Raw genomic sequence first — 21,963 nt, 5'->3', positions numbered from 1 at the left:
ATAGAGGGATGGACGATCATGGGAGCCCCGTGCTGTATGCGATCGTGACCGGTTCGCCCGTGGCTCGAGATGTTGCGACGCTTGTGGATCTGGCGCACGAGGACGGGTGGGAGGTGTGCGTGGTGGCTTCGCCGGAGGGGCTGCGGTTCATCGATGCGGAGATGTTGGAGAACCTGACCGGGTTTCCGGTGCGGAGCAGGTACAAGGAGCCGGGGGCGCCGGATGCGTTGCCGCCTGCCGACGGGATGATCGTCGCGCCCATCACGTCGAATTCGATGGCCAAGTGGGCGGCGGGCATCGCCGACACCCTGCCGCTCGGATTACTGGTGGAGGCGGTCGGATTGGGGTTACCCGTGGTGGCGGCGCCGTTCGCGAACCGGGCGCTGATGAGCTTTCCGCCGATTCGCGACGCCGCGCGCAAGCTGTCGGAGTGGGGGGTCACCATGCTGACCGAGGACCCGCCGCACGAGCCGCGCACCGGCGGCAGCCACGCCGCCCGCTTCCCGTGGGAACAAGCCTGGCGAGCGCTGCTGGATCACCCGAATCTGGCACTGCCGCAGGGGTAGTCGCTGCGATGCCCCGGCCAAAAGCATGCCGGGGCAAGACATCAGTTGTGGCGCGCCAGGGCAAGACGACAATTGGGGGCACGCCGGGACAAGACGACAGTTGTGGCGCACCGGGCAAGACGACAATTGGGGGCACGCCGGGACAAGGCGACAGGTGGGGCGCGCCCGGGGCAGGACGACAGTTGGGGGCGCGCCGGGGCAAGGGGTCAGTTGCGTCGCATTTCCCAGAACTCGTTGTCTCCCACCGCTGCTGGTTGCAGGTAGGTGCCGACGCGGCGGAAACCGGCGCGTTCGTATACGCGGATGGCTCGCTCGTTCCAGCCGAAGACGAACAGTCGGAAATAGCTCGGCTGGAAGGTGTTTCGTGCGAAGGCCAGCCCGGCCTGTACGAAGGACAGGCCGACGCCGCGGCCGGTCACCTCCGGGCGCATGCCCAGCCCGACGGCGACCTCGCCGTCGGGACCGTACAGCGCCGGTTCGGGGCTGCCCCACGGCAGTGCCGCGGTGCCGAAGGCCAGGAATCCGGTGAGATCACCGGCCGGATCGCGGACCGCGTAGTGCGGGCTGCGCGGATCCAGGAGCTCGTCCTCCACGGAATCGTCGTCCATGTCGTAGATCTCGTACGGGGGCTCGTAGTGCCAGGCGAGAATGGCATGCGCATCTCGCGGGGTCATCTCCGCCACCGTGAACGACACGGGGTTTCCCGAATACACAGGCATCCACACACGCTAGCGCAGGCCCGGTTCGCTCCCGTCCGCCGGTCCGGAGTAACGGCGACGGAACGGACGGGCCGCCCCGGAACATCGGGGAGAAGCCCGAATTCGGGCCGGGGGCATCGCGTGCGTGTAGGCTGGAATTCCAGCGGGCGATACTATACGGGGGCCGGTGAATTCCGCGTATTCATGGACCGGAAGATCTTCTGCCCCAGGGCATTGCCCGACGTCATCCGATTGTGGGGTAGAAGCGATGAGCAATGATCCGGTTTCCGGCGGCGGCGCCCCGGCGGCGAGCAACGGCGGCGATCAGCCGTTCTTCGATCCGGTGGTGTACGGCAACGGACCCGACGACAATGTCACCGACGTCACCGAAACCGCGGCGATCACGCATCATTCGATCACGGTCGGCGGCAGGCAGATCGCCTACACGGTCACCGCCGGGCACCTGGTCACCGTCGATCCCAGCAGCTCACAGCCGAACGCGAAGATGTTCTACGTCGCGTTCACCGAGGACGGCCAGGCCGAGGAGACCCGGCCGGTCACCTTCTTCTACAACGGCGGACCGGGCTCCTCGTCGGTGTTCCTGCTGCTCGGTTCGTTCGCGCCGCGGCGCATCAAGACGAATATGCCCGATTTCACGCCACCGGCCCCCTACACCCTCGAGGACAATCCGGACAGTCTGATCGACAAAAGCGATCTGGTGTTCATCAATCCGGTAGGAACCGGTTACTCGGCGGCCGTTGCGCCGCACAAGAACCGCGAGTTCTGGGGCACCGATCAGGACGCGGAATCCATCAAGGACTTCATCAAGCGCTATCTGACGAAGAACAACCGTTGGAACTCCCCGAAATTTCTGTTCGGAGAATCCTATGGCACGGCCCGCAGTTGTGTGCTCGCCTATCGGCTGCACGAGGACGGCGTCGACCTCAACGGCATCACGCTGCTGTCGTCGATCCTCGATTACGCGCAGTCCGGCAACCCGATCGGCATCCTGCCCACCGCGGCCGCCGACGCCTGGTACCACCAGCGCCTGGGCATCACTGCCCCGCCGCCGGATCTGGGCGCGTTCGTGACCGAGGTGGAGCAGTTCGCCAGCGGGCCGTATGCCGCTGCGCTGCAAGCGTTTCCGAAGCCCGACCCGGCCACGGTCGACAAGCTGTCGGCCTACACCGGCATCGATAAGACGGTCCTCACGTCGTGGAGCCTGGTGCTGGGCTACCCGTTCCTCACCGCGCTGCTGGCGGACAAGAGCCTGGCGCTGGGCGCCTACGACGGCCGCGTCACCGGTATCGACTCCGGCATCGCGGGCAAGGTCGACCCGAACTCCGGCGGCAACGATCCGACCATGGCGGCCGTGTCCGGCGTCTACACCACGATGTGGAACCTGTACCTGAACGAGCAGCTGAAGTACACCTCGAACTCGTCCTACATCGACCTCAACGACCAGGTGTTCCTGAACTGGGACTACAGCCACGTCGACCCGACCGGCACCAAGCAGTCGCCCACCGCGCTGTACACGGCGGCGGACCTGGCCGCGGTGATGGCGATCAATGTGGATCTGAAGGTGTTGTCGGCCAACGGATATTTCGATTTCGTCACCCCCTGCTACCAGACGGTGCTGGACCTGCAGCACATGCCGCTGCAGGATCAGACGGTGCGGCAGAACCTGGAGACCCGCTTCTACCACTCCGGGCACATGATCTATCTGGACGGCAATTCCCGCACCGCCCTGAAAAAGGACCTGTCCTGGCTGTACGACACGGTGGTGGGCAATCGGGAGGCGATGGCCCGGGTGCGCGAGCTGCAACAGTCCGCGCGGTAGTCGGGGAGGCGGCCGCGGAAGCCGTTGTCAGCCCAGGGCTTTCACGGCCGCGGCGGCCGCCTTGGCGATCAGCGCATTGTCGTAGGAGGCGTCCTTGTCCGGACGAGTCGTGAACACCACCAGGACGATCGGGGCGGCGTTCGGCGGCCACAGCACGGCGACATCGTTGCGGCTGCCGTAGGAGGCCAGGCCGGTCTTGTCGCCGACCACCCATCCGGCGGGGACGCCCGCGCGAATGAGTTCCGCGCCGGTCGTGTTGGCGCGCAACATGTCCGTCAGCAGCGCCCGCGCGGGATCGGCCAGGGCCTGGCCGAGGACGTACCGGCGCAGATCGGCGGCGAAGGCCGTCGGGGTACTGGTGTCGCGGGGGTCGCCGGGGGTGGCCTCGTTGAGATCGGGTTCGGTCCGATCCACCTGGGTCACGGTGTCGCCGAGGTCGCGCAGGTTCTGTTGCAGGCCCTTGGGGCCGCCGAGCTTGGCGAACAGCAGGTTGGCGGCGGTGTTGTCGCTGTAGCGGACGGCCGCGTCCACGGCCTCGCGCAGCGTCATGCCGTCGTCCACGTGCTTCTCGGTGACCGGCGAGCCGGAGACCAGATCGGCGCGGGAGTAGGTGAGCCGCTCGTCCAGCGCGCCCGGGGGCAGCGAGCGCAGGATCGCCCCCGCCGCCAGCGATTTCACCGTCGACGCGTAGGGGAACCGCTCGTCGGCGCGGTGCGCCACGATGCGGCCGGAGCCGGTGTCGAGCGCGTACACGCCCAGGCGCGCGTCGTATTCGGTTTCCAGGCTTGCGAATTCGGCCTCCGCCCCGGCGGGGGCCGGAGCGGCGCTGGTCACCGGTGCGGTCGCGGGCGAGGGTTTGTCGCTCCCGCACGCTGTCAGCGCGGTGAGCGCGGCCGCGAGTGCGAGCGCGAGGCCGCAGCGCCGAGCCGAATGCGGCAAGAAGGGTCGGTCCAGCACGGAGTGAACAGCGGTGTTGATCATCGATGCCTAATCGTCGCAGGGCTGGTTCTCGGTTCGACGACCCGATCGGGCCGTCGAGCGATCGAAGCCTTGCATTCGTCCACCTATGCCGTCCAAGACGAGAATGCGGGGAACCATGCCGAATCGGCATAGCGGCTTCGCCTACACTCTCCAGCCGTGGATGTGGTAGCCGCGTGCCGGGCCTTCGTCGCGGTCGGCGGGCAGGGCAGTTTCACGGCCGGGGCCGCGGCGGCGGAGATTCCGCAGTCGGTGGCCAGTCGGCGGATCGCGGCGCTGGAGCGGCATTTCGGCGCGCGGCTGTTCACGCGGTCGGCGCGCAGCGCCACCCTGACACCGTTCGGCCGGGAGATGCTGCCGACGGCCCGGCGGCTGGTCGAGCTCGCCGAGGCCATGGACCACGATGCCGAGCGCGCCAAGCTGCGGCCGTTCCGGGTGGCGGTGCCCGCGAACTGCCCCGCGCGGCTGCTGGCCCGGCTGGTGGCCGACGGGCGGCGGCACGGGCTGACCATCGATCCGCATCCGGCCGCCCCCGCCGAACGGGCGGCGCTGGCGCGCACGCAGGAGGTGCGGGCGGCGCTGGTCGCGACCCCGCCCGAGGATGCCGCGTGGCGAATCCCGTTGGGCGTGGCCGACGGTGCCGGGCCGCACGCGTCGGCGCTGTATCTGGCCACCCTGCGGCCGGGCCGCGCGGACCGCGACACCCGCCGACGGCGCGTGTGGATCCAGCCCGAGGACGATGTGCCCCACATTCGCGACCCGCTCACCCGGCTGCGCGATGCGCTGGGGCTGCAACCGGGGCAGGTGGTGGTGGCCGCCTCGCCCGTCGCGGCCATGGCCGAGGTGCTGGACTCCGCCGATCTGCTGCTGTGCGCGCCGGGCGAGGCCCGGGAGCTGGGCCTGCACTGGCGGCCGATCGGGGAGCTGGATCCGGCCCGCGGCTACGACATCGCCGCCGGGCAGCGGGAGGACGCCGGGCGGCTGCGGGAGCTGCCGGAGGAGATCATCGGCCGGTGCCTGGGCGCGCCCGGCCCGGCACGCGAGGGAGGATCGGACCGGTGGGCATGACAACCGCGCTGCGCGCGGCCCGGGAGGCGTTGGCGGAGGCCGGTTTACGGGGCTCGTTCCTGGTCCGCGATCTGGACTCCGGCGACGAACTCGGCATCGACGCCGACCGGGACTATCCGATCGCCTCGCTGGCCAAGGTGCCGCTCGCGGTCTCCACCCTGGAGCGGGTGGCCCGCGGCGAACTCGACGCGGCCACGCCGATCGTGGTGCCGCCGGGCCGCAGCGTCACGCCGGGGCCGACCGGGGTGAGCAAGTTCCGGTATCCGGCCACCATCGCGCTGGGCGATCTGGTCTATCTGGCCACCACCATCAGCGACAATGCCGCGGCCGACGCCTTGTTCGAGCTGACCCCGCCCGCGGCGGTGACCGCCGAGCTGCGGCGGCTGGGTTTCGACGACATCACGGTGCGCCACCTCATGCGCGACCTCGCCGACACACCTGTCGAATGGCACGGGCCCGAGCGGGTGTATCTGGCGCACGCGCTGGCCATCGAGGCCGCGACCTCGGGGCGCGGGCATCCGGTGCCGCAGCTCGATGTCGGCCGGGCCAGCGTCGCCTCGGCGCGGTCGCTGGTGGAGCTGCTGCACGGGCTGTGGCGGCCGGTCACCATCGCGCCGGAGGTTGCGGCGCGGGTGCGGGAACTCATGGGCGACAACCTGATTCGGCAGCGGCTGACGCCCGATTTCAGTTCGGACGCGTCCCGCTGGTCGTCGAAGACCGGCACGCTGCTGAATCTGCGGCACGAGATCGGCGTGGTCGAGCACGCCGACGGCCAGGCGCTCGCGGTGGCCGCGCTCACCGAATCGCGGGTCGCGGCGGCGACGCAGCCGGACGCGGAGGCGAGCATGGCGAAGGTGGCCCGGATTCTGCACGACGAGCTGCGGATCTCGCGGTACTGACGGGCGCGGCCGCTCCTCGCCTGGACAGCTCACCGAACCCTGTTACTATCTGCGTACACAGATAGTAGTTCTGTTCGTTCGCCGCGCCTGCGGCACGAGACCGAGGGGACTGGTCGGCTATGCACGCTTCGATTCGAGCGGGTTTGCTCGCGGCGGGCGCGGTAATGTCCGCGACCCTGGTTCCGGTGGCCGCGCACGCGGATCCACCCCCGGCCTACGGGGAGATCACCGTGACGCCGCTGTTCTCGACGACGGTGGGCGACAAGCAGATTCGGCTGCTGGACATCTCCATGCCGCCGGGGAAGTCGACGGGCTGGCACTATCACGACGGCCCGATCTACGGGTTCGTGCGCGGCGGCACGCTGCACCACTACAACTCGACCTGCGCGAGCGACGGGGTGTACGGCCCCGGGGGCGTCATCAGCGAGGCGAGCGGAAAAGGGTACGTGCACATCGGGGTCAACGAGGGCACCGAGCCGGTGCTGCTGACCGCGCTGTACACGCTCCCGCTCGACGCTCCCCTGGCCGAGCCCGCGCCGTCACCGGGCTGCCCGGGACTGCCCTGACCCGTCGGGCAGGCTCACTCGGTCGGCCGTGCGGCCGCGCGCATGCGGTTGCCGCTGATCCAGGTGGCGTGGAAGCCCAGGGGGACTCGGGCGGGGATGCCGAGGCGGCAGATCGGGCCCGGGGTCAGGTCGGCGGCGTTGTAGATCCAGAGTTCGGCGAGGCCGGTGTGGCTGTTGTGGGCGAACATGGTCAGCCAGGCGTCGTCGTCGGCGGTGGCGTTCGGGCGTGGGACCACGGCGAGTTCGCTGCCGAAGAGGCCGTCGCCGAAGGGGCGGGTCTGTTTCGCGCCGGTGCGGATGTCGTATTTGACGATGGCGTCGAAAAGCATTGTGCGGTCTACGGATAACCGCATGTGATAGGACCAGCGGCCGCGGCGGCCGGTGCCGCGCTGGTCGATGGCCGGGAATTCGGTGTTGACGTCGTCGAGGGGTTCTTCCCTGGTGGCACCGGTGCGCAGGTCGAAGCGGTACCGGTACAGCGTTGCCTCCGGACGCAGGTAGGCCAGCAGTTGCGCCAGGGGGTGGGTGCGGTCGGAGGCCGGGCTCGGGCGGGCGACCCGGCAGGCCACCAGGACGATCTCGTCGCCCTCCTCCCAGGCGTTGACCGTGTGGTAGATGTAGCCCGGCCGCGCCTCGAACCAGCGCGCCTCGCCGCCGCGGCCGTAGCGCGGGAGAATCGCGAAGCGGCTGGGCAATTCGCGATCGAAGAACAGCTTGAACCGCCCGGCCGCCGCGGCGCGCGGATCGTTGTACAGCGGCAGATCCATGAGGATGGAGTAGTTCTCGGTGATCGCCATGTCGTGCGGCAGCCGCGGGCCCGGCAGGTCGAGACCGGTGTAGTGGGTGACCGCGCCGGAAGGGTCGGCCACGCCGTAGCGCAGGTAGGGGGTGTGGATGCCGTAGTCGAAGAAGATCAGTTCCTCGGTGTGCTCGTCCACCTTCGCGTGCGCGGACACCTCGCCCGGCAGGGTGCCGCCGAAGGAGTCGGCCCCCCGTGTTTCCAGCGAGATCGGGTCCAGCGCATAGGGTTTCCCGGCGCGGTACCACAGGGCCAGCAGGTTGCCGTGGTGGAACACCACATCGGTGTTGGCGGAGTTGCGTTCGCGGCGGTCGCCGGGCGGGTTGGCGTCCCAGGGTTCGATCACCCCGCGCCACAGCGCCGTGCCCGCCGCCCGCTCGGCCTCGAATTCCGTTGTGCGCACGTACCGATTGCGATAGGTGGCGCGGCCGCCGTCGAAGTGGACCGCGTGCAGCATGCCGTCGCCGTCGAACCAGTGGTAGCGACCCAGCGGGGCGAACTGCGGGTTGGGACCGTTGCGCACGTAGACGCCGTCGAGGTCGGCCGGGAGTTCCCCGGACAGCACGGGGAGGTCGGTGGCGGTGACCTCGTCGGCGCACGGCGCGTACGGGCCCTCCAGGTACGGGTTGGTGAGCGCCTCGGCCGCCGGGGCGACGAGTTCTTCCCTCAGTGTCACGATGCGCCTCCCCGAGAGTGTGCGGGCACCGGCCCGCGGGCGGAACTACACTTAGTGAAGTGATACGCGCCGCACGGTGGCGTGTCAAGCGCTCGGCCGCCGCCCCGGCTCGGCGGTCGGTAGCCGCGAAATCGCTTCGAAGCGAACGGCTGTGCGCTCGAGGGTGGTATCGCACCCCCGGCAGCGCAGGGCCGGAGTGAGCGCCGCCCCGCAGTCGCGGTGCCGGATGCGCAGGCCCGATTCGGGCCCGTCGGGGTGGGCGCGCTCCGCCCACGCGAGCAGAAAAGCGAAGACGCCGAACAACGCTCGCCCGCGCGGGGTGAGCCGGTACTCGCGGCCCGGCCCATCCGCGCGGTACAGAATTCCGGCGGCGCACAGCCGGGACAGTCGCTCGGTCAGCGTGGTCGGCGAAATATGCAGTGCCGCACGGAATTCGCCGAAGCGCCGGACGCCCGCGAGGGCGAGCCCGGTGACCACGGCGCTCCAGCGGTCGCCGATCGCCTCCATGATCTCGCCGAAGCCGCCGCCGCTGCGCGCCGGGGTGGGCGAGCGCCGCCGCCCGGAGGTCAAGCGCCACAGCGTATCCGGCGCGAGTTCCACCGCGGTGTCGCGGGTGGTCACGGTGCGCCCGCAGCCCCGGCACCCGAGCGTCGGCGGACCGCGGTGGCCGCAGCCCGGGTGTACGAGTTCGGGCAGCAGCGCGCCCTCGGTGGTCCACTCGCGCTGCCATGCCCACACGCAGACCAGGATCTCCCAGGTGGCCAGGCCGAGCTCGGTCAGCCGGTACTCGAACCGCTCGCCCGTGCCGGATTGCGGTGTGCGCGTGAGCACTCCGGCGTCGACGAGGGCGGTCAGCCGGGCACTGAGCACCGCCGGGGGCGCACCGGTGTGCGCGCTCCACTGGCCGAAGCGCCGGGCGTGATCGGCGAAGGCGTGCCGCAGGATGGTCAGCGTGAGCCGGTCGCCGAGCAGGTCGAACGTCGCCGCGACCGGGTTGAGCGCGGCGCGTGCGTCATCGTCGACCGGCGGCACGGGAACACACTACTACATCAACTGTATTAACTCAGCGGCCCTCGCTCGGGGCCGTCACCAGCACGTAGAACCGCGCCGCGCCGTAGACGCTGTGGTCGGATTCGCTGGTGGTGATGAGATCGAACGCGTAGACGTCGCCGGGCTTCTCGTTGTCGTAGGGCGCCACGGTGACCACGACATCGCGCTGCTGCCCGGGCCGCAGGACAACGCCGAGTTCGTGGCCGGGGTCGCCGTTGTCGTCGATGGTGACGGCGTCGAAGGGGGTGTCCTCGGGCGGGCAATGATGGTCGGGCAGACCGGCTTTCGCCGCCAGCGTGACCAGATTCGCGGCGCCCTGCTGCAACACGAGCTGTTTCAGCGCCACCTCCGCCTCCAGCGGGCAGCGATCGGTGCGCGGCACCCCGACCATGACGGCGCGGGTGGCCGTGGTCCCGGCCGGGCGCGCAATGATGTTGAGGTTGCGCTGTCCCTGGCGGCGATCGCAGTAGGGCTGGATGTAGGTGCCGAGGAACGCGTCGCCGTCACCCGGGGTGCCGCTGCCCTCCTCGCCGGGGGTCGCCTGGGCGTACACATTGAGGATCAGGCAGACGTGACCGCCGTTGCGCGCGAGCTGTTTCGCATTGGGCTGCCAGGTCTCCTTCGACACCAGCACGGCCATATTCGCCGGGTTGTCGGGGTTGGCCGGGTCCTGGGGCTTCACCTCGGACGCGCTCATGCTGAAGTCGGTCTTGAACGAGATCTGTGGATTCCGCTGCGGATCGAACGGCTGATCGGGGTCCGCCAGGATGGCGAAATCGGGCCCGGGTCCGGCCGCGTTCAGGCTCGACACCCAGCCCTGCATGGTCAGCCGCTTCAACGTCACCGTGCCCGAATTGCGCAGCCGTGCAACGAGTTTGTACTCGGTGTCGGTGCCGACCTGTTCGACGGTGAGGTCCTTGCCGTCCCAGTGCGCCGGGTCCTGCCAGGCGGTCACCTCGCCGACCGGCACGAGACGGATATTCGGGCTCACCCAGAAGGCGAAGGTGTAATTGCCCTGGGCGTCCTTGGGAATCGGGCGATCGCCGGTGTCGGTGGCCGCCGGGGCCAGGCCGACGATCAGTCCCTTGGTGGTGCCGCTGGTTGCCGCGCAGTCCATGATTTCCTCGTTTCTCTCGAAATGTCGAATCACGCGGCCTTGCAGGCGATCTGCAGGCCGGTGATGGTGATGCTGTCGGTGGTGGTCCGGCTCGCGCCCTCGGCGACGAGGAAATACGACGACGCCGGGTCGATGGAGTTGGGGTTGGCGGGCTGGGTGACCGTGAACGGCGCGGTGGACGCGGTGCCCGTGATGTCCACCTCCGCAATGGTTTTCGCGGTGCCGTGGGTGTCGCGGGCGACCAGCTGCACGGTCAGCTGACCGGTCCCGACATTGGTGCCGCTGACGGTCAGCGACGAGACGACACCGGCGGCGGGCAGCGCCACCTGCACCGCGCCGATCGCGTCCGAGGAGGCGGCGAGCTTGCGGGCGATGCCGACGGTGCTGAGGTCCCACGGATTCCCGGCGGTCGAGACGAACAGCGGCGACACGGTGATCACCCGGTCGCTGCCCGCGCCGGAGGCGAGCGAGTTCAGGGCCGCGGTGACCTTCAGGAACCGGTCGTGCAGGGTGTCCAGATCGGCCTCCAGCGCCTGGAATCGGACGTTGAAGCCGTTGTCGCCACCGGCGGTGACCCGGTCCACATTGTCGGTCCAGGGCAGATGCTTGAAGGTGCGGGTGAATTCGATGTCGAAGGCCATGGTCAGTCCAATCTGTCGGGCCGCGTGCGGTGCTGCCCCCGCAGGCGGTAGGTGGGGTAGGTGTAGGCGGGGAACGAATCCAGTTGCCCGACGGCCAGTTCCAGCACGTGCGCGCGGATGACCGTGGTGTCGAATTCCACGCCGATCGGGTGGAGTTCGTTGAGCACGTTCATGATTCGCTCGTATTGGTCGCGGCGGATCACCACCTTCGTGCCCGCCTTCTCCCGGTCGAGAAGCTGCTGCGCCAGCCCCACCCGGACGGTGTAGGGCGGGTTGCCGCCGTCGGTGATCGGGGCGCGGGCGCGCACCTGGATCGCGCCCGCGTGGTCGGCGAGCAGGGTGGTGCGCTCCCCCGTGGATCCGTCGAGGCGGGCGGCCGCGTCGTCGGCGGTCGCGACCGACCACTCCACGCGCCGTCCGCCCGCCGGACTCGCCTGCGGCGACAACGAGAATGCGGTCGCGCTGCCCTCCTCGACATCGCGCGGGCCGAGGATTTCCAGGTGCTCGCCCGCGCGCTGCGCCACCCGGATCACGCTGCCGGTGTTCTCCACGTAGTCGAATCCGGCCCCGTGCGCCATGACACCCAGCGTCGCCAGCGTGATCGACGCGTCGCCGGGCATGAGCGTGAGCGCCCGGCCGACGGCATCGAGCCCGCTGCCGGTGGGGGTCCAGCCCGACGCCAGGGTGATCGGTTTCCCGGCGATGGCGAGCAGCCGCCCGAGGCGGTCGGCGACATTCGCCTGCATCCGATTCGACCCGGGCACAGCGACATTCAGCAGCGGGTCGGTGACGGTGACCAGGTAGTCGGCCGCGTACGCGCCGTCGGCCGGGCTGCCCGCGATCGATTCGTCGACGCCCTGGGTGCCGTCCGCGCCGATCGTGTGGCTGGCCGGGAGGGTCTGCGGGCCGATGGTGAATCGTCGTGTGGCCGAATAGGTTCGGCCGCCGAGCCGGATCTCCAGCGCCACGGTCACCTCGCCGGGCGCCAGGGGATGAATATTGGTCACGTTGGCGACGACGGTGCCGAGCAGTTCCGCCCGTCCGGGCCCGGCCTGCAGCAGCGACCACCGCTGCTGCGCCTCGTGCGGCGGCAGCGGCTGGATGCCGAGCGGGGTCGTCGGGTTGCCCGCGCCGAGGTCGGTGCCGAACCAGCCGGTGCCGCCGGTGATCTCGACGACCGAGGTGTCGGCGATCGACAGGTACACGTCGTCGGTGGCGGCCCGGTGCCGCACCCAGGAGAACCCCGCGCGATGCGCGAGCGCGGCCAGCCGCGCGGCGGGCACGAACGGATGCCACACGATCAGGGCGCGGCCGACCGCCCGCAGATCCGGGGCCTTCGGGTCGTATCCCCCACTGACCCAGACGGGTTCGCTGTGGCCTTCCAGTTCCACCAGGACGGCGTGCAGCGCGTCCAGGGCGCGGGTCAGCGGCTGCCGCATGCGCGGATCGCCGACGGGGAAGTTCGCGGCCGGGCCGCTGTAGTAGGTCAGCCAGCGCGGGTCGAACGGGTCGTCGGCGAGGGTGCCGCAGACCTCGGCCTCGTCGATGCCGCGGCGGCCGAGCGCATCGATCGACTCGCCCGGCAGCAGTGTGGTCGGCCGGACGGTGAGGGTGTGCGAGCCGACCGGCGACTTCTCGTAGGCGTCGGAGACGGTGATCGGATCGACGACGCCGTCGATCAATCCGACGATCCCGTTGAGCGCGTCGGCGATCTCGGTGGGCGTGGGCAGGTTCCAGCGCCGGAACAGCATGAGCCGGGAGCGGTAGCTCTCGTCGTCCTCACCCAGCACCGGGCCGAAGGAGGTGAGCGCGGCGCGCGAGATCCGGATCTCGTCCAGCGTGCCGAAGAAGCTGCCGCTGAAGCCGCCGCCGGTGGTGTCGTCGAACCCGATGCGCAGCGGCGCGGCATTGGTGAGGGCGCCGAGCGCGGTCGAATCGCTCGCGCGCAGTTCACCGTTCACGTACAGCCGGGTCACGCCGCGGACGCGGTCGAGCACCGCCGCGACGTGGTGGAACCGGTCGGTGTCCAGCGACAGGTCCGCGAACAGCTCCACCCGGGTGGTCCCGTCCGAGACCAGTAGCCGCACATCGCGATCCAGGCCGCGGAAGTTGCCCAGGTGCAGGCCCCAGCCGGGCTTGGCCGGGTCGAGCATGTCGGTGTGCTTGGACAGGACCGCCCCGCGCCAGCCGCCCGGAGCGGGCCGCACGAAGCATTCCGCGGTGAGGCTCGCCGTCGCGGGCAGCGCGAAGTCGGCGTGATCGGGGACGGTGACCTCGGACTGGCCGTAGACGAAGCCCAGGCCCGACCCGAACCGCCCGTCGGCGCCGGTCACGGTGGTGGGCAGCCGGGTGCCGGGGTGTCCCGCGCCGGTGTAAAGGGTCATGGCGTCGGCGACGGTGACCGTGTCGGAGGTGTCCTCGCAGTGATACAGCGCGATCGTGTCCGCCGCGAAACCGTAAGGCAGCGGCGGGAATCGGGGAATGCTGAGGTCGGAGCCGAGGAGATCGAGCGACAGGCCGGTGGCCCGCTCGACGGTGTGCTGTGCGCGCACCCGCCCGTAGTGGTCCGCGAGCAGATCGCGGTCGCCGCCGAGCACCCACAGCAGGGCGGCCAGATCGCCGAGCAGCGCCGTGAAGCCGAACGAGCCCGCGGCGACGGGCGGCTGCTGCCCCTTCGGCCCCTGCACGGCAACGGTTTTCAGCACCGCCTTCGCCGCGTCCGCGCCGAGCGGAACCATCAGCGAGGTCCCGGCGATCGTGCCGCCGGGAACGGTGAATGTCACGGTGGCCGTGTCCGATTGCGGCGTGCGGTAGCCGACGGTCACGGCGGTGTCGCCGGGGATGTCCTCGAGCACGGTGAGGATATAGCGCGGGCGCGGGTCGGTGCCGAATCGTGCCAGGTGCTCGGCGAAGTCGTAGTCGGCGAACGCCGTGTGCGCGGACGGCTCGCCCCGGTATCGCAGCGGAAGCCGGTCCGCTCCCGCGGCGAACGGGACGGTGAGGTTGCCCGCCATGCGGTCGACGGCGGCCGGGTAGGGCGCGGTCATCGGGCCACCACCCACAGGTCGATCAGGCCGCTGTCCTGCCGGAACTGCGCGATCTCGGTGGCGGCCAGCGTGAGGTTCTCGCCGAATCCGGCCTCGATCGGCTCGGCCCCGAACAGCTCCGGCCCGAAGGTGATCCGGCCCAGCAGCGGCGGGAACCGGCGCAGCCGCAGGCCCTGCACGTCCACGACACCGGGCACCTCCACCAGCGCGCACAGCACCTGGGAGAACAGCACGTCGTTGCCGAGGCGCAGCGTGCCCAGGCTCTGCGACAGCCGGTCCAGCAGCGCGGCGCGCAGCGAGGTGGGGTCCTGGCCTCGTTCGATGACAACCGTTGCGCGCACACCGATCTCGATGTGGTCGGCCTCGACGATATTCGGGTAGATGCCGACCGGTCGCACCCGGTCCACCGCCGCGGCGACCTGTTCGAAGATCCCGGTGACCGGGCCGGTCGTGCGCCAGGGCCGGGCGAATTCGTGCGCGACCACGACGTCGAAGAAGTAGGGTTCGCCGAATTTCCGTAGCCCGCTGAAGGTTCGGTCGCCGAAGTCGAACTGCGCGAAGATGCTCTTGGTGACGTCCGGGCCGCCGAGCGCGTCGGCGAGCAGGACATCGACCACCCCGCGCACCTCGAGCACCGCCGCCCGCACGCTCTGCAGCGTCCACATATCGCGCGGGAAACCGAGTTGTCGTGCGCGGTAGGAGGTGTCGTCCTCGTAGGCGTCGCCGCCGGTGAACATGCCCGGGTTGGCCGCGGTCACCTGCACGGTGTTCGGGAAGTGCAGCTGATTCAGCAGATAGTCCGGGTCCACCCGACCCAGTTGCTGCGCAACGATATTCCCCTGCGGTCCGGCCACGAAGGCGCGGGCGAGCACCGTCGCGGTCGGCGCCTGCGCGGTGAGGGTCACCGGCGCGGTGAGGAAGAAGGCGTTGGGCGGCTGCGACTTGTCCAGCAGCACTGTGCCTTCCGGGAGCAGGTAGCTCCGGCCCGGCTGGCCGCCGGTGAGGGTGAGCTGGGCAATGCCCTGTGCGAACAGCAGATTGCGCGGCAGGCCGATGTCCTCGCCGAGCAGGTCGAGGTCGTCGCCGTCGGCGGTGGAGGCGAACCGGCTGTAGTAGACGTCCTCCAGCCGCTGCCACAGCATCGCATCCTCGTCGGCGCTGATCTGCAACAGCTTCGCCAGCACGCTGGTGGGGCTCAGGTCGATGTCGGGGCCGAAGGCGTCGCGGGCCCGCTGCTGGGCCGACGCCAGGATCTCGGCGAACCCCTTCAGCACGAAACCGTCCTTGGTCACGCCGAATTCGGTCATGGCCGGGCTCCTATCGTGGTGGTCAGCACCGCGGCGTCGCCGGTGGCGGTGATGATCGAGACGTCGACGGTCCACTGCCTGCGGTACGGATCGCGGGCGCTCACCCGGACGTCGCGGATGTCGCGCACCCGGGCGTCGCCGCCGAGGGTGCGAACGATGGTGAGCCGCACCAGATCCTGCGTCTGCTGGGCGCTGGCTGCGGTGGTGAACACCGAGCGGTAGTCCAGGCCGTAGCGGGTGTCGTAGCGGTCGCTGCCGAGCGGGGTCAGCACCAGCAGCCGCAGCGCCTGCGCCAGATTGGGCAGCCCGGAGGCTGACGCGAGATCGCCGCGCTCCCACACGAGATCGCCGCTGTCGAGCCGAATCCCGGTGCCGTTGCTCGCGGTCGTGGTCATCGTGGGCTCCCTCCTTATTTCGAGTCGAGAATGGTCTGGCCCGGGGCCAGGACGGTGAAGGCGCCGCCGTTGGCCGCGGTGGCGTCGGTCTGCGCCACGGCCGAGGCCAGCACCACGGGCTGCCCGCCGACCGTCAGCACGGTCGACACCCCGGCGGTGAACGGCAGCAGCTTCGTGCACGGTTTCGAGGGCGGCCCGACGGCGCACGCCAGCACCGCCCGCGCGAAATCCGCCACCACCAGCACCGGATTGCCGTCGACGGTCAGGGCGGCGGTGGCGGTGACGGTGATCGGCCCGTGCGGCGGGACCGGGCCGCAGCTCAGTCGCGCGCTCGCGACCAGAACCTTCGCCATCAGCCCACCTCCACCGCGGACGCCGCGAGCTTGATGGTCGTGGCGGTCAGCGTGATCTCGCCGCCGCGGATCGCGATCGAGGCCGAGCCGTTGCCGAATTCGAGATCCTTACCGTCGGTGGTGATCCGGACCGCGCCGTCGTCCGCGACGGTGATGGTGGTGCCCGCACCGTGCCGGATGGTCAGCGCCGCGGCGCTCGGCGGCGTGGGCCGCTCGCCGACCTCGGGCAGCAGTTGCGCGCCGAGGTGGATGTCGAGCCCGGCGGCCTGCACGACGCGGTACCCGGCGGCGTCGGTGAGATCGTTGACGCCCTTGCCGGACGGCCTGCCGTCGGATACCTCGGTCGGCAGGCACAGCCAGTAGTCGCCCGGTTCGTTGCGCGGCGGGCGGTGCCCGGCGTGCCGCGACCACACGAAGCCCGCCGCGATCGCATTGTCGACCTCGCCGCTGTCGTGCAGCAGCACCGCGCGCATGCCGGGGTAGACCGGAACCATCAAACCCGTTCGGTCCCAGGCGAACACGGAGGCGATCGGGCGGTCGTGCAGTTGCAGTCCGTCGTCGGTGCCGTCGTCGGCGGCGGAGGCGGGCGGCTGCGGGCGGCCGTAGTTCAGGGTGGCCCGGTGGCCGCCGGTCTCGCCGTCGCCGGATTCGGCGTAGGCGGCGATGTCGCCGATGTCGACGGCCGGGTGGTCGGTGAGGACGCCGCGGGTCAGCGCCTGCAAACCGTCGACCACGGCCTGCGGGCCCTGCACCGCGTCCGGGCGTTTCGCGGCGGCGGCGTCGAGCAGCGCGACCTCGCAGGTGTATCCGGCGCGCAGGCTGAACAGGTGCCGCACCGTCTCGAGGCGCAGATCGCGGCCGGTGTCGCCGTCGAGCACGACCGGCGCGCCGATCTGCAGCGCCGGATCGCCGAGCACGGTCAGCTCGTAGCGGGTGGTGGCGCCGGGCGCGGCTTGCAGATCGGGAGCGCCGCTGTCCCAGCGCTTCTTGCTCACCACATTGATCGCGGGATCGAAACGGACCGGCGGCAGCGGGTCGGATACGGTGCCGAGCACCGCCTTCCCGGCGCGCACGGCCAGCGGTGCGCCCGTGCGGGCGGCCAGCAGCCCCAGCGTGTTCAGCGCGGTGGTGTCGGCGAGGGTGAGGTCGGTGTCGGTCCCGGTCACGCCGTCGTGCAGGACCGGGACGGTGGTCGCGGCCTGCACGGCGGCGCAGATCTCGCCGACCTCGGTCCGCCCCGGCTTGTGGTAGGAAAACCGTTGCCGCAGTAGCTGATAGCCCGCGAATTCCGCTCCCTTGACGCGGGTAAGGAGACTGCCGTCGGCGGCCACCTCGGCGCGGACCTCGGTGACCGCGCCGCGCAGCACCGGCGAGCCGCCGGGCGCGGGCCGATCGAAATAGCCGAGCTCGATATCGACCAGCAGCGGGGTGTCCGTCCCGGCCCGGGAGCGGCACGCCTCGGCGAGCCCGCGGGCATCGTCGGCGGGCAGATCCCACAGCGTGATATCGAAGGTGGTGGCGTGCGGGCCGAGGACGGCCTGCGTGGTCACCGCGGCGTCGAGCAGCAGATCACCGGCCAGCGCGTCGTTGGACACCCGCAGCAGCGGCGCGGCGGGCGCGCCGGTGTGGAAGGCCAGGCGGTAGCGGATCACGAAGCCCATCGGGTGCGCACCCCTCCCGTCACGACCGAGCCGAACGCACCGGCCCCGTTCAGGTTTCGCGGATGCACCGCGAGTTCGGTGAATACCAGGCCCAGTTCGTGCGCGCCGTACTCGAGCGGCGGAACCAGCTTGCGGTGGAACAGGTTTCGAGTGCCGTTCGCGTGCTCGGCGGAGACATCCAGGACGAGGTACGCGCCGGGCCGCGGCAGTGTCAGGGGCTCGTCGCGCGCCAGCAGCGTCTCGTCGGTCACGGTCACGGAGAACGTCAGCACGTAGATGCGCTGCCCCAGGGCGATCCGCACGGCCTGCGGGAAGCCCTGGTCGGCGTCGATCGGGATGCGCAGGTACACAGATGTCATCGGTTGCCTCACAACGGGATCGACGGGACGGACGGCACCCCGGAGGGGACGGCGGGGCCGCCCGCCAGCGCGGTGCCCGCGGCCAGCGCCAGGTCGCCGAGCTCGCCCAGCAGCGCGGACAGGGTGCTGCGGGGGACGTGCTCGAGGGTGATCGAGACGTCGATCGCGTCCCGCTTCTGCGCGCTCTGGGTGAACCGCAGATCGGTGATCTGCATGTCCAGGCTGATGGTCAGCCCGCACACCACCGGGATGCCGGTGACCGCCAGCGCCGGCGCGGTGGCGGCCACCAGCAGCCGCGAGGTCAGCGCCAGCGCCTCCAGTTCCTTCTTCAGCAGCAGCCGATCCGGGCCCAGCAGCACGGCCTCGATCGCGATGCCCTGCCGGGTCGGCGCGATGGCCTGCGAGAACGGGCTGTCGGCGATGCGCTGGATCTGGTAGCCCTCGGTCATCACGATGTTCTGCACATACAGCAGGGGCACCGGGCCGATCAGTACCGGTTGCGCTGTCATCGATACGGCTCCTTCGGGACGGGGGGAAGGTCGGTGGGCGACACGATCAATTCCGCCGGGGGCGTGGGGAATCGGACGCGGCGGGCGGCGGCGAGATCGCGCGGGTCGAGCCAGCCCGCGGACACCCATTCGACGGCGGTATCCGGATCGACGGGGATGCCGCCGATTTCGAGCACCGTGTCGGTGCTGATGTAGCCGCCGACGTGCGGGGCCTCGACGGTGCGCGATATCAACCGGTTCTGGTTCTTCGACATCAGCGCCAAATGGGTGCCACCGGCCTTGTCGCTGGTCATGTGGCCCATCTCGGTGGCTTCGGGATGTTCGAGCCAGTCGGCGGCCCCGCCCTCGATGGTCCGCAGGCTTCCGCTCTCGTCCAACAGGAATCGCAGCGGATGCCCGGGGTCGGCGCGCAGCACGCGTTCCACGGCGGCGCGGAAGACCTGGGTGGAGCCGATGGTGCCGAGCGGGCCCAGGTCGGCCGCCGGGACGACGGGCCGCGGCGTGGAGGTACGCACGGACTTCTCGGCCTGCTCGGCGGCCCGCGACAGCCAGTCGGCGTCGTCGAAACCGGTGATGTCACCGGCATCCAGGCGCTCCAGCAGCTCGTAATACCGTTCGGGCCCGAGGGTCGCGCGTGCCTCGGCGACGCGGCGCAGGAAATGTTCGTAGCGGGCCGGATTGGTGCCGAAGACGCGGACGGTCGAGGAGAAGGTGCCGCCGCCCGCGTCGTAGACGAAGGCCAGCGCGCCCGGTGCCCGCGCGGCCCGGGCGAACGCCGCCGGGCCGAGATCGATGAGATGCTGCGGGGTCAGCCGAGCGGCGATCCGCAGCAGATCGGGCAGGGCGGTGTCGGGGATGCCGGTCAGCAGGGTGTGGACCGCGTCCGCGGACCAGCCCGGTGTGCCGGACACCAGGTCGAGCAGCCGGTGGGTTCCGTCGACCACATCCTCGGCCAATTCCGTTGCGGCTCCGCACTTCCGCTCCACCACGCGGGCGATGCGCAGGGCCCCGGTCAGCCGGTCGCCCGCCGCCCGCGCCTCGGGGCTACCGGCGACGAAACGCGCGAGCCGCGTCGACCGGCTCGGCGCCCGCCGCAGCAGCAGGGCGATGTCCTCGGTGTAGGAGCGCGGCAGCAGCGACAGCAGGCGGCTCGCCGCGCCCGCGTCGGCCAGGTCGGCCGCACCGGCCAGGGCCTCCAGCAGACGGGCCTGTGCGGCAACGGTTTCGGCGAGCCGCGCCTCCGGCAGGCCGGTGACGAAGGCCGCGAGGATCTCGAGCACCGCCACCAGCCGCAGGCGGTTCACGAGTTCGCCCGCGACCGATCCGGCGGCCATGCCGGGGAGCCCTTCCAGATGCCGCAGCCCGAGCAGGGCCGTGCGCCCGGCACTGCTCGCGGCCGACAGCAGCGCGTGCACCTGTGCCTGCGCTTCGGGGTCGGGGTCGATCGCAATGGGCGGCAGCCCGGGAATCGGCAGCGGCGCGACGCCGGTGGCGCGGGCCAGCAGCCGGTACAGATCCACGAGTTTCGTGACACCCGAACCGAGTTCGAAGGGCAGCAGCGGCAGGTCGCCCAGGCCGCTGACGGTGCCGCGCAGCCAGTCGTAGACGGTGCCGAGGAATTCCACGATATCCAGCGCCGCGAGCGGATGCTCCAGCTGATAGACCACCAGATCCAGCAGCTCGCGCGGAGTCGGCGGCGCCGGAGTCACCAGCGAGCCGACCGCGACGAGCAGGCGGAAGGTCGGCTTGTCGAATTGCGCGAACAGCCGGATCAGGGTGCCGTCGGCGGCCAGCGGCGCGAGCAGCGCGTCCAGCTCGGACGTGCCCGTGCACGACGCCACCAAGGCGACGATCGCGGAGTCGAGTTCGTCGCGGTCCACCCCGCCGAACGCGCGTTCGGCGACCCGCATCAGGGCGAGCAGATAGCGGCGGCGATCCGCCAGGCCGAAGGTGTGAAACAGCGAACGATCCAGGGCGAGAACGAGATGCGCGAGCTCGAGGTCGTCGGCCTGGCCCCCGGTGAGGCGTCCCACCGCCGCGCTCGCCCCTTCTTCGTCGAGCGCGACGGTGGAATCCGGTGCGGCGAGCCAGCGTTCGATATTCTCGCCCGCCCAGGCGGTCGGCGACGCCGCGGCGCCGACGCGATACAGGCGCAGCCCCTCGGCGGTGGAGACGAGCAGCGGCCGGGTCTCGGCATCGGTGACGAAGGTCGCGCCGCTCGCGGTTGTCGTGGCGGGGGTGCCGTAGCGGCCCGGCTCGTGGCTGATCGCCGGGACGAAGCCGCCGAAGTCGGTGGTATGCAAGGGGTTTGTGAGCGCGCGGACCACCAGCCGGTTCGGGTCGTCCGGCTTGCCGAGCACCGCGTAACCCCGTGCACCGAACAGGTACCGGCCCCACTGCACCGCGCGCACCGGGCTCGTGGTCTCGACCTCGAGGTATCCGCCCGCCTTGACCCACACCGGGAAGTCTCGGCTCAGGGAGAGCACGGGGACGACCGGGACCGGGCCGAAGCGCAGGATATCGCCCTGCTCCACGATCTCCCGCTGCCACAGCGTCTTTCGCGGCGCCGAGGGTACGGACCGCCGCTGCTCGCGCAGCGCGCGGTCGATTCCCGCGCGCACCGCCGCTTCGACGCCGCGCGGATTCTCCAGCGTCAGCGGGCCGGTGAAGGTCATCGAGATCGGCTGCGGCAGTGCGTCTTCGGCGTTCATCGGACCGCGCAGTTGCCGCCCCACCGCGCGGGCCGTCGAGTCGGTCAGCCGCGCCAGGTCCGCGGCGGAGGGCGTGCCGAGGATTCGCACCTTGATCGGGATCACGGCCGCCTGCCCGGAGGTCGGGAGGCGGTGGCGCGGGCGGATTTCCGGTGCCATGTCAGCCACGTCTGCGCAGCGCGGTGTGCAGCTGGTCGAAGACGTAGGCGGCGACCTGGCGCAGGTGGTCCTCCCCCAGCTCCCCGACCACCTCCACCTCGACCGGGAAGCGGTACAGCGGCTGCGGGGCGTCCGGCGTCTCGTTGTCGGGCTCGGTCATCGCTACTCGATCCCGGGTTGCAGGCACATGCAGGTGAAGGTTGCCTGCGGCACGCCGTCGATCACCACATTGCTCGGATTGGCGGAGGTGATGACGCACCGGCCGAACTTCAGGGCCTTGAACGACCAGTCGGTGCCGGTCCGCTCGGCCACCGCGATGTCGAATTCCCGACCGGCGACGGCGAGTTGGGTGAGTTCGGCGACCACGGTGGCGAACGCCTGCACGGTCATGGTGAAGGTGAACGTCTGCGGCTGGCGCACGTAGCCGAGGTTGTCGTCCTCGACGCTGTGCACCACCTGGTGCGGCACGGTGAAGGTGGGCGTGAATTGGGAGATCGGACTGATGACCGTGCGGCCCAGGCGAACTTCCAGGCGAGTATTCCAGCTTGGCATGATTTCGTCCTC

21 protein-coding genes are annotated in these 21,963 nt (G+C 70.6%); 5 read left to right on the top strand and 16 right to left on the bottom strand.

The features are described from left to right. Nucleotides 1-8 precede the first annotated feature (8 nt). Nucleotides 9-566, top strand: a complete 558-nt coding sequence (locus HPY32_RS33130; protein ID WP_067590137.1) for a flavoprotein — start codon at nucleotides 9-11, stop codon at nucleotides 564-566. 206 nt (nucleotides 567-772) lie between these two features. Here the strand turns inward: HPY32_RS33130 and HPY32_RS33125 are convergent, their stop codons facing one another. Further along, on the bottom strand, nucleotides 773-1,285 hold the full coding sequence (locus tag HPY32_RS33125; RefSeq protein ID WP_082871533.1) for a GNAT family N-acetyltransferase: 513 nt from the start codon (nucleotides 1,283-1,285) through the stop codon (nucleotides 773-775). Nucleotides 1,286-1,532: 247 nt separating this feature from the next. Between HPY32_RS33125 and HPY32_RS33120 the strand changes: the two genes are divergently transcribed. Beyond that, nucleotides 1,533-3,104: a S10 family peptidase gene (locus HPY32_RS33120; protein WP_067590143.1), complete on the top strand. Its 1,572-nt coding sequence runs from the start codon at nucleotides 1,533-1,535 to the stop codon at nucleotides 3,102-3,104. Between the two features lie 27 nt (nucleotides 3,105-3,131). Here HPY32_RS33120 and bla read toward each other — a convergent pair whose 3' ends face one another. Further along, nucleotides 3,132-4,043 carry a class A beta-lactamase gene (bla, locus tag HPY32_RS33115; RefSeq protein ID WP_067595988.1) on the bottom strand — a complete coding sequence of 304 codons (912 nt, stop codon included), beginning with the start codon at nucleotides 4,041-4,043 and terminating at the stop codon, nucleotides 3,132-3,134. A gap of 198 nt (nucleotides 4,044-4,241) precedes the next feature. Between bla and HPY32_RS33110 the strand changes: the two genes are divergently transcribed. From HPY32_RS33110 to HPY32_RS44095, 3 genes are all read left to right on the top strand, one after another. Continuing rightward, entirely contained in the window at nucleotides 4,242-5,150 is a 909-nt protein-coding gene (locus HPY32_RS33110) for a LysR family transcriptional regulator (RefSeq protein WP_067590146.1), read from the top strand. Next, nucleotides 5,147-6,049: a serine hydrolase gene (locus HPY32_RS33105; protein WP_067595989.1), complete on the top strand. Its 903-nt coding sequence runs from the start codon at nucleotides 5,147-5,149 to the stop codon at nucleotides 6,047-6,049. The genes HPY32_RS33110 and HPY32_RS33105 overlap by 4 nt, the downstream gene beginning before the upstream one ends. 164 nt (nucleotides 6,050-6,213) lie before the next feature. After that, on the top strand, nucleotides 6,214-6,615 hold the full coding sequence (locus tag HPY32_RS44095) for a cupin domain-containing protein (protein ID WP_231951714.1): 402 nt from the start codon (nucleotides 6,214-6,216) through the stop codon (nucleotides 6,613-6,615). A gap of 14 nt (nucleotides 6,616-6,629) precedes the next feature. On the opposite strand, the gene HPY32_RS33095 is transcribed toward HPY32_RS44095, so the two are convergent. The 14 genes from HPY32_RS33095 to HPY32_RS33030 all read right to left on the bottom strand — a co-directional run bounded on the left by HPY32_RS33095 (nucleotide 6,630) and on the right by HPY32_RS33030 (nucleotide 21,951). After that, a complete protein-coding gene (locus tag HPY32_RS33095) occupies nucleotides 6,630-8,090 on the bottom strand; it encodes a carotenoid oxygenase family protein (RefSeq protein WP_156674538.1) in 1,461 nt (486 codons plus the stop codon). A gap of 84 nt (nucleotides 8,091-8,174) precedes the next feature. After that, a complete protein-coding gene (locus tag HPY32_RS33090) occupies nucleotides 8,175-9,122 on the bottom strand; it encodes a winged helix-turn-helix transcriptional regulator (RefSeq protein ID WP_067590154.1) in 948 nt (315 codons plus the stop codon). A gap of 31 nt (nucleotides 9,123-9,153) precedes the next feature. Beyond that, nucleotides 9,154-10,257, bottom strand: a complete 1,104-nt coding sequence (locus tag HPY32_RS33085) for a hypothetical protein (RefSeq protein ID WP_067590157.1) — start codon at nucleotides 10,255-10,257, stop codon at nucleotides 9,154-9,156. Nucleotides 10,258-10,286: 29 nt separating this feature from the next. Further along, a complete protein-coding gene (locus HPY32_RS33080) occupies nucleotides 10,287-10,898 on the bottom strand; it encodes a hypothetical protein (RefSeq protein WP_067590160.1) in 612 nt (203 codons plus the stop codon). Between the two features lie 2 nt (nucleotides 10,899-10,900). After that, a complete protein-coding gene (locus HPY32_RS33075) occupies nucleotides 10,901-13,945 on the bottom strand; it encodes a LamG-like jellyroll fold domain-containing protein (RefSeq protein ID WP_067590163.1) in 3,045 nt (1,014 codons plus the stop codon). Further along, nucleotides 13,942-15,252 (bottom strand): baseplate J/gp47 family protein, encoded by a 1,311-nt coding sequence (locus HPY32_RS33070; protein ID WP_067590166.1) that lies wholly within the window; start codon nucleotides 15,250-15,252, stop codon nucleotides 13,942-13,944. Before HPY32_RS33070 ends, HPY32_RS33075 begins: the two co-directional genes overlap by 4 nt. Next, a complete protein-coding gene (locus HPY32_RS33065) occupies nucleotides 15,249-15,647 on the bottom strand; it encodes a hypothetical protein (RefSeq protein ID WP_067590169.1) in 399 nt (132 codons plus the stop codon). The genes HPY32_RS33070 and HPY32_RS33065 overlap by 4 nt, the downstream gene beginning before the upstream one ends. A gap of 14 nt (nucleotides 15,648-15,661) precedes the next feature. Continuing rightward, nucleotides 15,662-16,000: a hypothetical protein gene (locus tag HPY32_RS33060; RefSeq protein WP_067590173.1), complete on the bottom strand. Its 339-nt coding sequence runs from the start codon at nucleotides 15,998-16,000 to the stop codon at nucleotides 15,662-15,664. Next, nucleotides 16,000-17,661 carry a hypothetical protein gene (locus tag HPY32_RS33055; RefSeq protein WP_067590176.1) on the bottom strand — a complete coding sequence of 554 codons (1,662 nt, stop codon included), beginning with the start codon at nucleotides 17,659-17,661 and terminating at the stop codon, nucleotides 16,000-16,002. Before HPY32_RS33055 ends, HPY32_RS33060 begins: the two co-directional genes overlap by 1 nt. Continuing rightward, nucleotides 17,649-18,020: a hypothetical protein gene (locus HPY32_RS33050; RefSeq protein WP_156674539.1), complete on the bottom strand. Its 372-nt coding sequence runs from the start codon at nucleotides 18,018-18,020 to the stop codon at nucleotides 17,649-17,651. Before HPY32_RS33050 ends, HPY32_RS33055 begins: the two co-directional genes overlap by 13 nt. Before the next feature lie 8 nt (nucleotides 18,021-18,028). Further along, nucleotides 18,029-18,529, bottom strand: a complete 501-nt coding sequence (locus HPY32_RS33045) for a hypothetical protein (protein ID WP_067590183.1) — start codon at nucleotides 18,527-18,529, stop codon at nucleotides 18,029-18,031. After that, on the bottom strand, nucleotides 18,526-21,399 hold the full coding sequence (locus HPY32_RS33040) for a polymorphic toxin type 5 domain-containing protein (protein WP_156674540.1): 2,874 nt from the start codon (nucleotides 21,397-21,399) through the stop codon (nucleotides 18,526-18,528). The genes HPY32_RS33045 and HPY32_RS33040 overlap by 4 nt, the downstream gene beginning before the upstream one ends. Nucleotide 21,400: 1 nt before the next feature. Beyond that, the gene (locus HPY32_RS33035) at nucleotides 21,401-21,559 is read right to left on the bottom strand and encodes a hypothetical protein (RefSeq protein WP_156674541.1); all 159 of its coding nucleotides are present in this window, start codon (nucleotides 21,557-21,559) and stop codon (nucleotides 21,401-21,403) included. Between the two features lie 2 nt (nucleotides 21,560-21,561). Next, nucleotides 21,562-21,951, bottom strand: coding sequence for a hypothetical protein (locus tag HPY32_RS33030; protein WP_067590190.1), 390 nt, complete (start codon nucleotides 21,949-21,951; stop codon nucleotides 21,562-21,564). Between the last annotated feature and the right edge of the window lie 12 nt (nucleotides 21,952-21,963).

It is taken from the genome of Nocardia terpenica (assembly GCF_013186535.1).
GTDB lineage: Bacteria > Actinomycetota > Actinomycetes > Mycobacteriales > Mycobacteriaceae > Nocardia > Nocardia terpenica.
The sequence above is the reverse complement of the archived record's forward strand: the minus strand, read 5'-3'. Positions and strand labels throughout refer to the sequence as shown.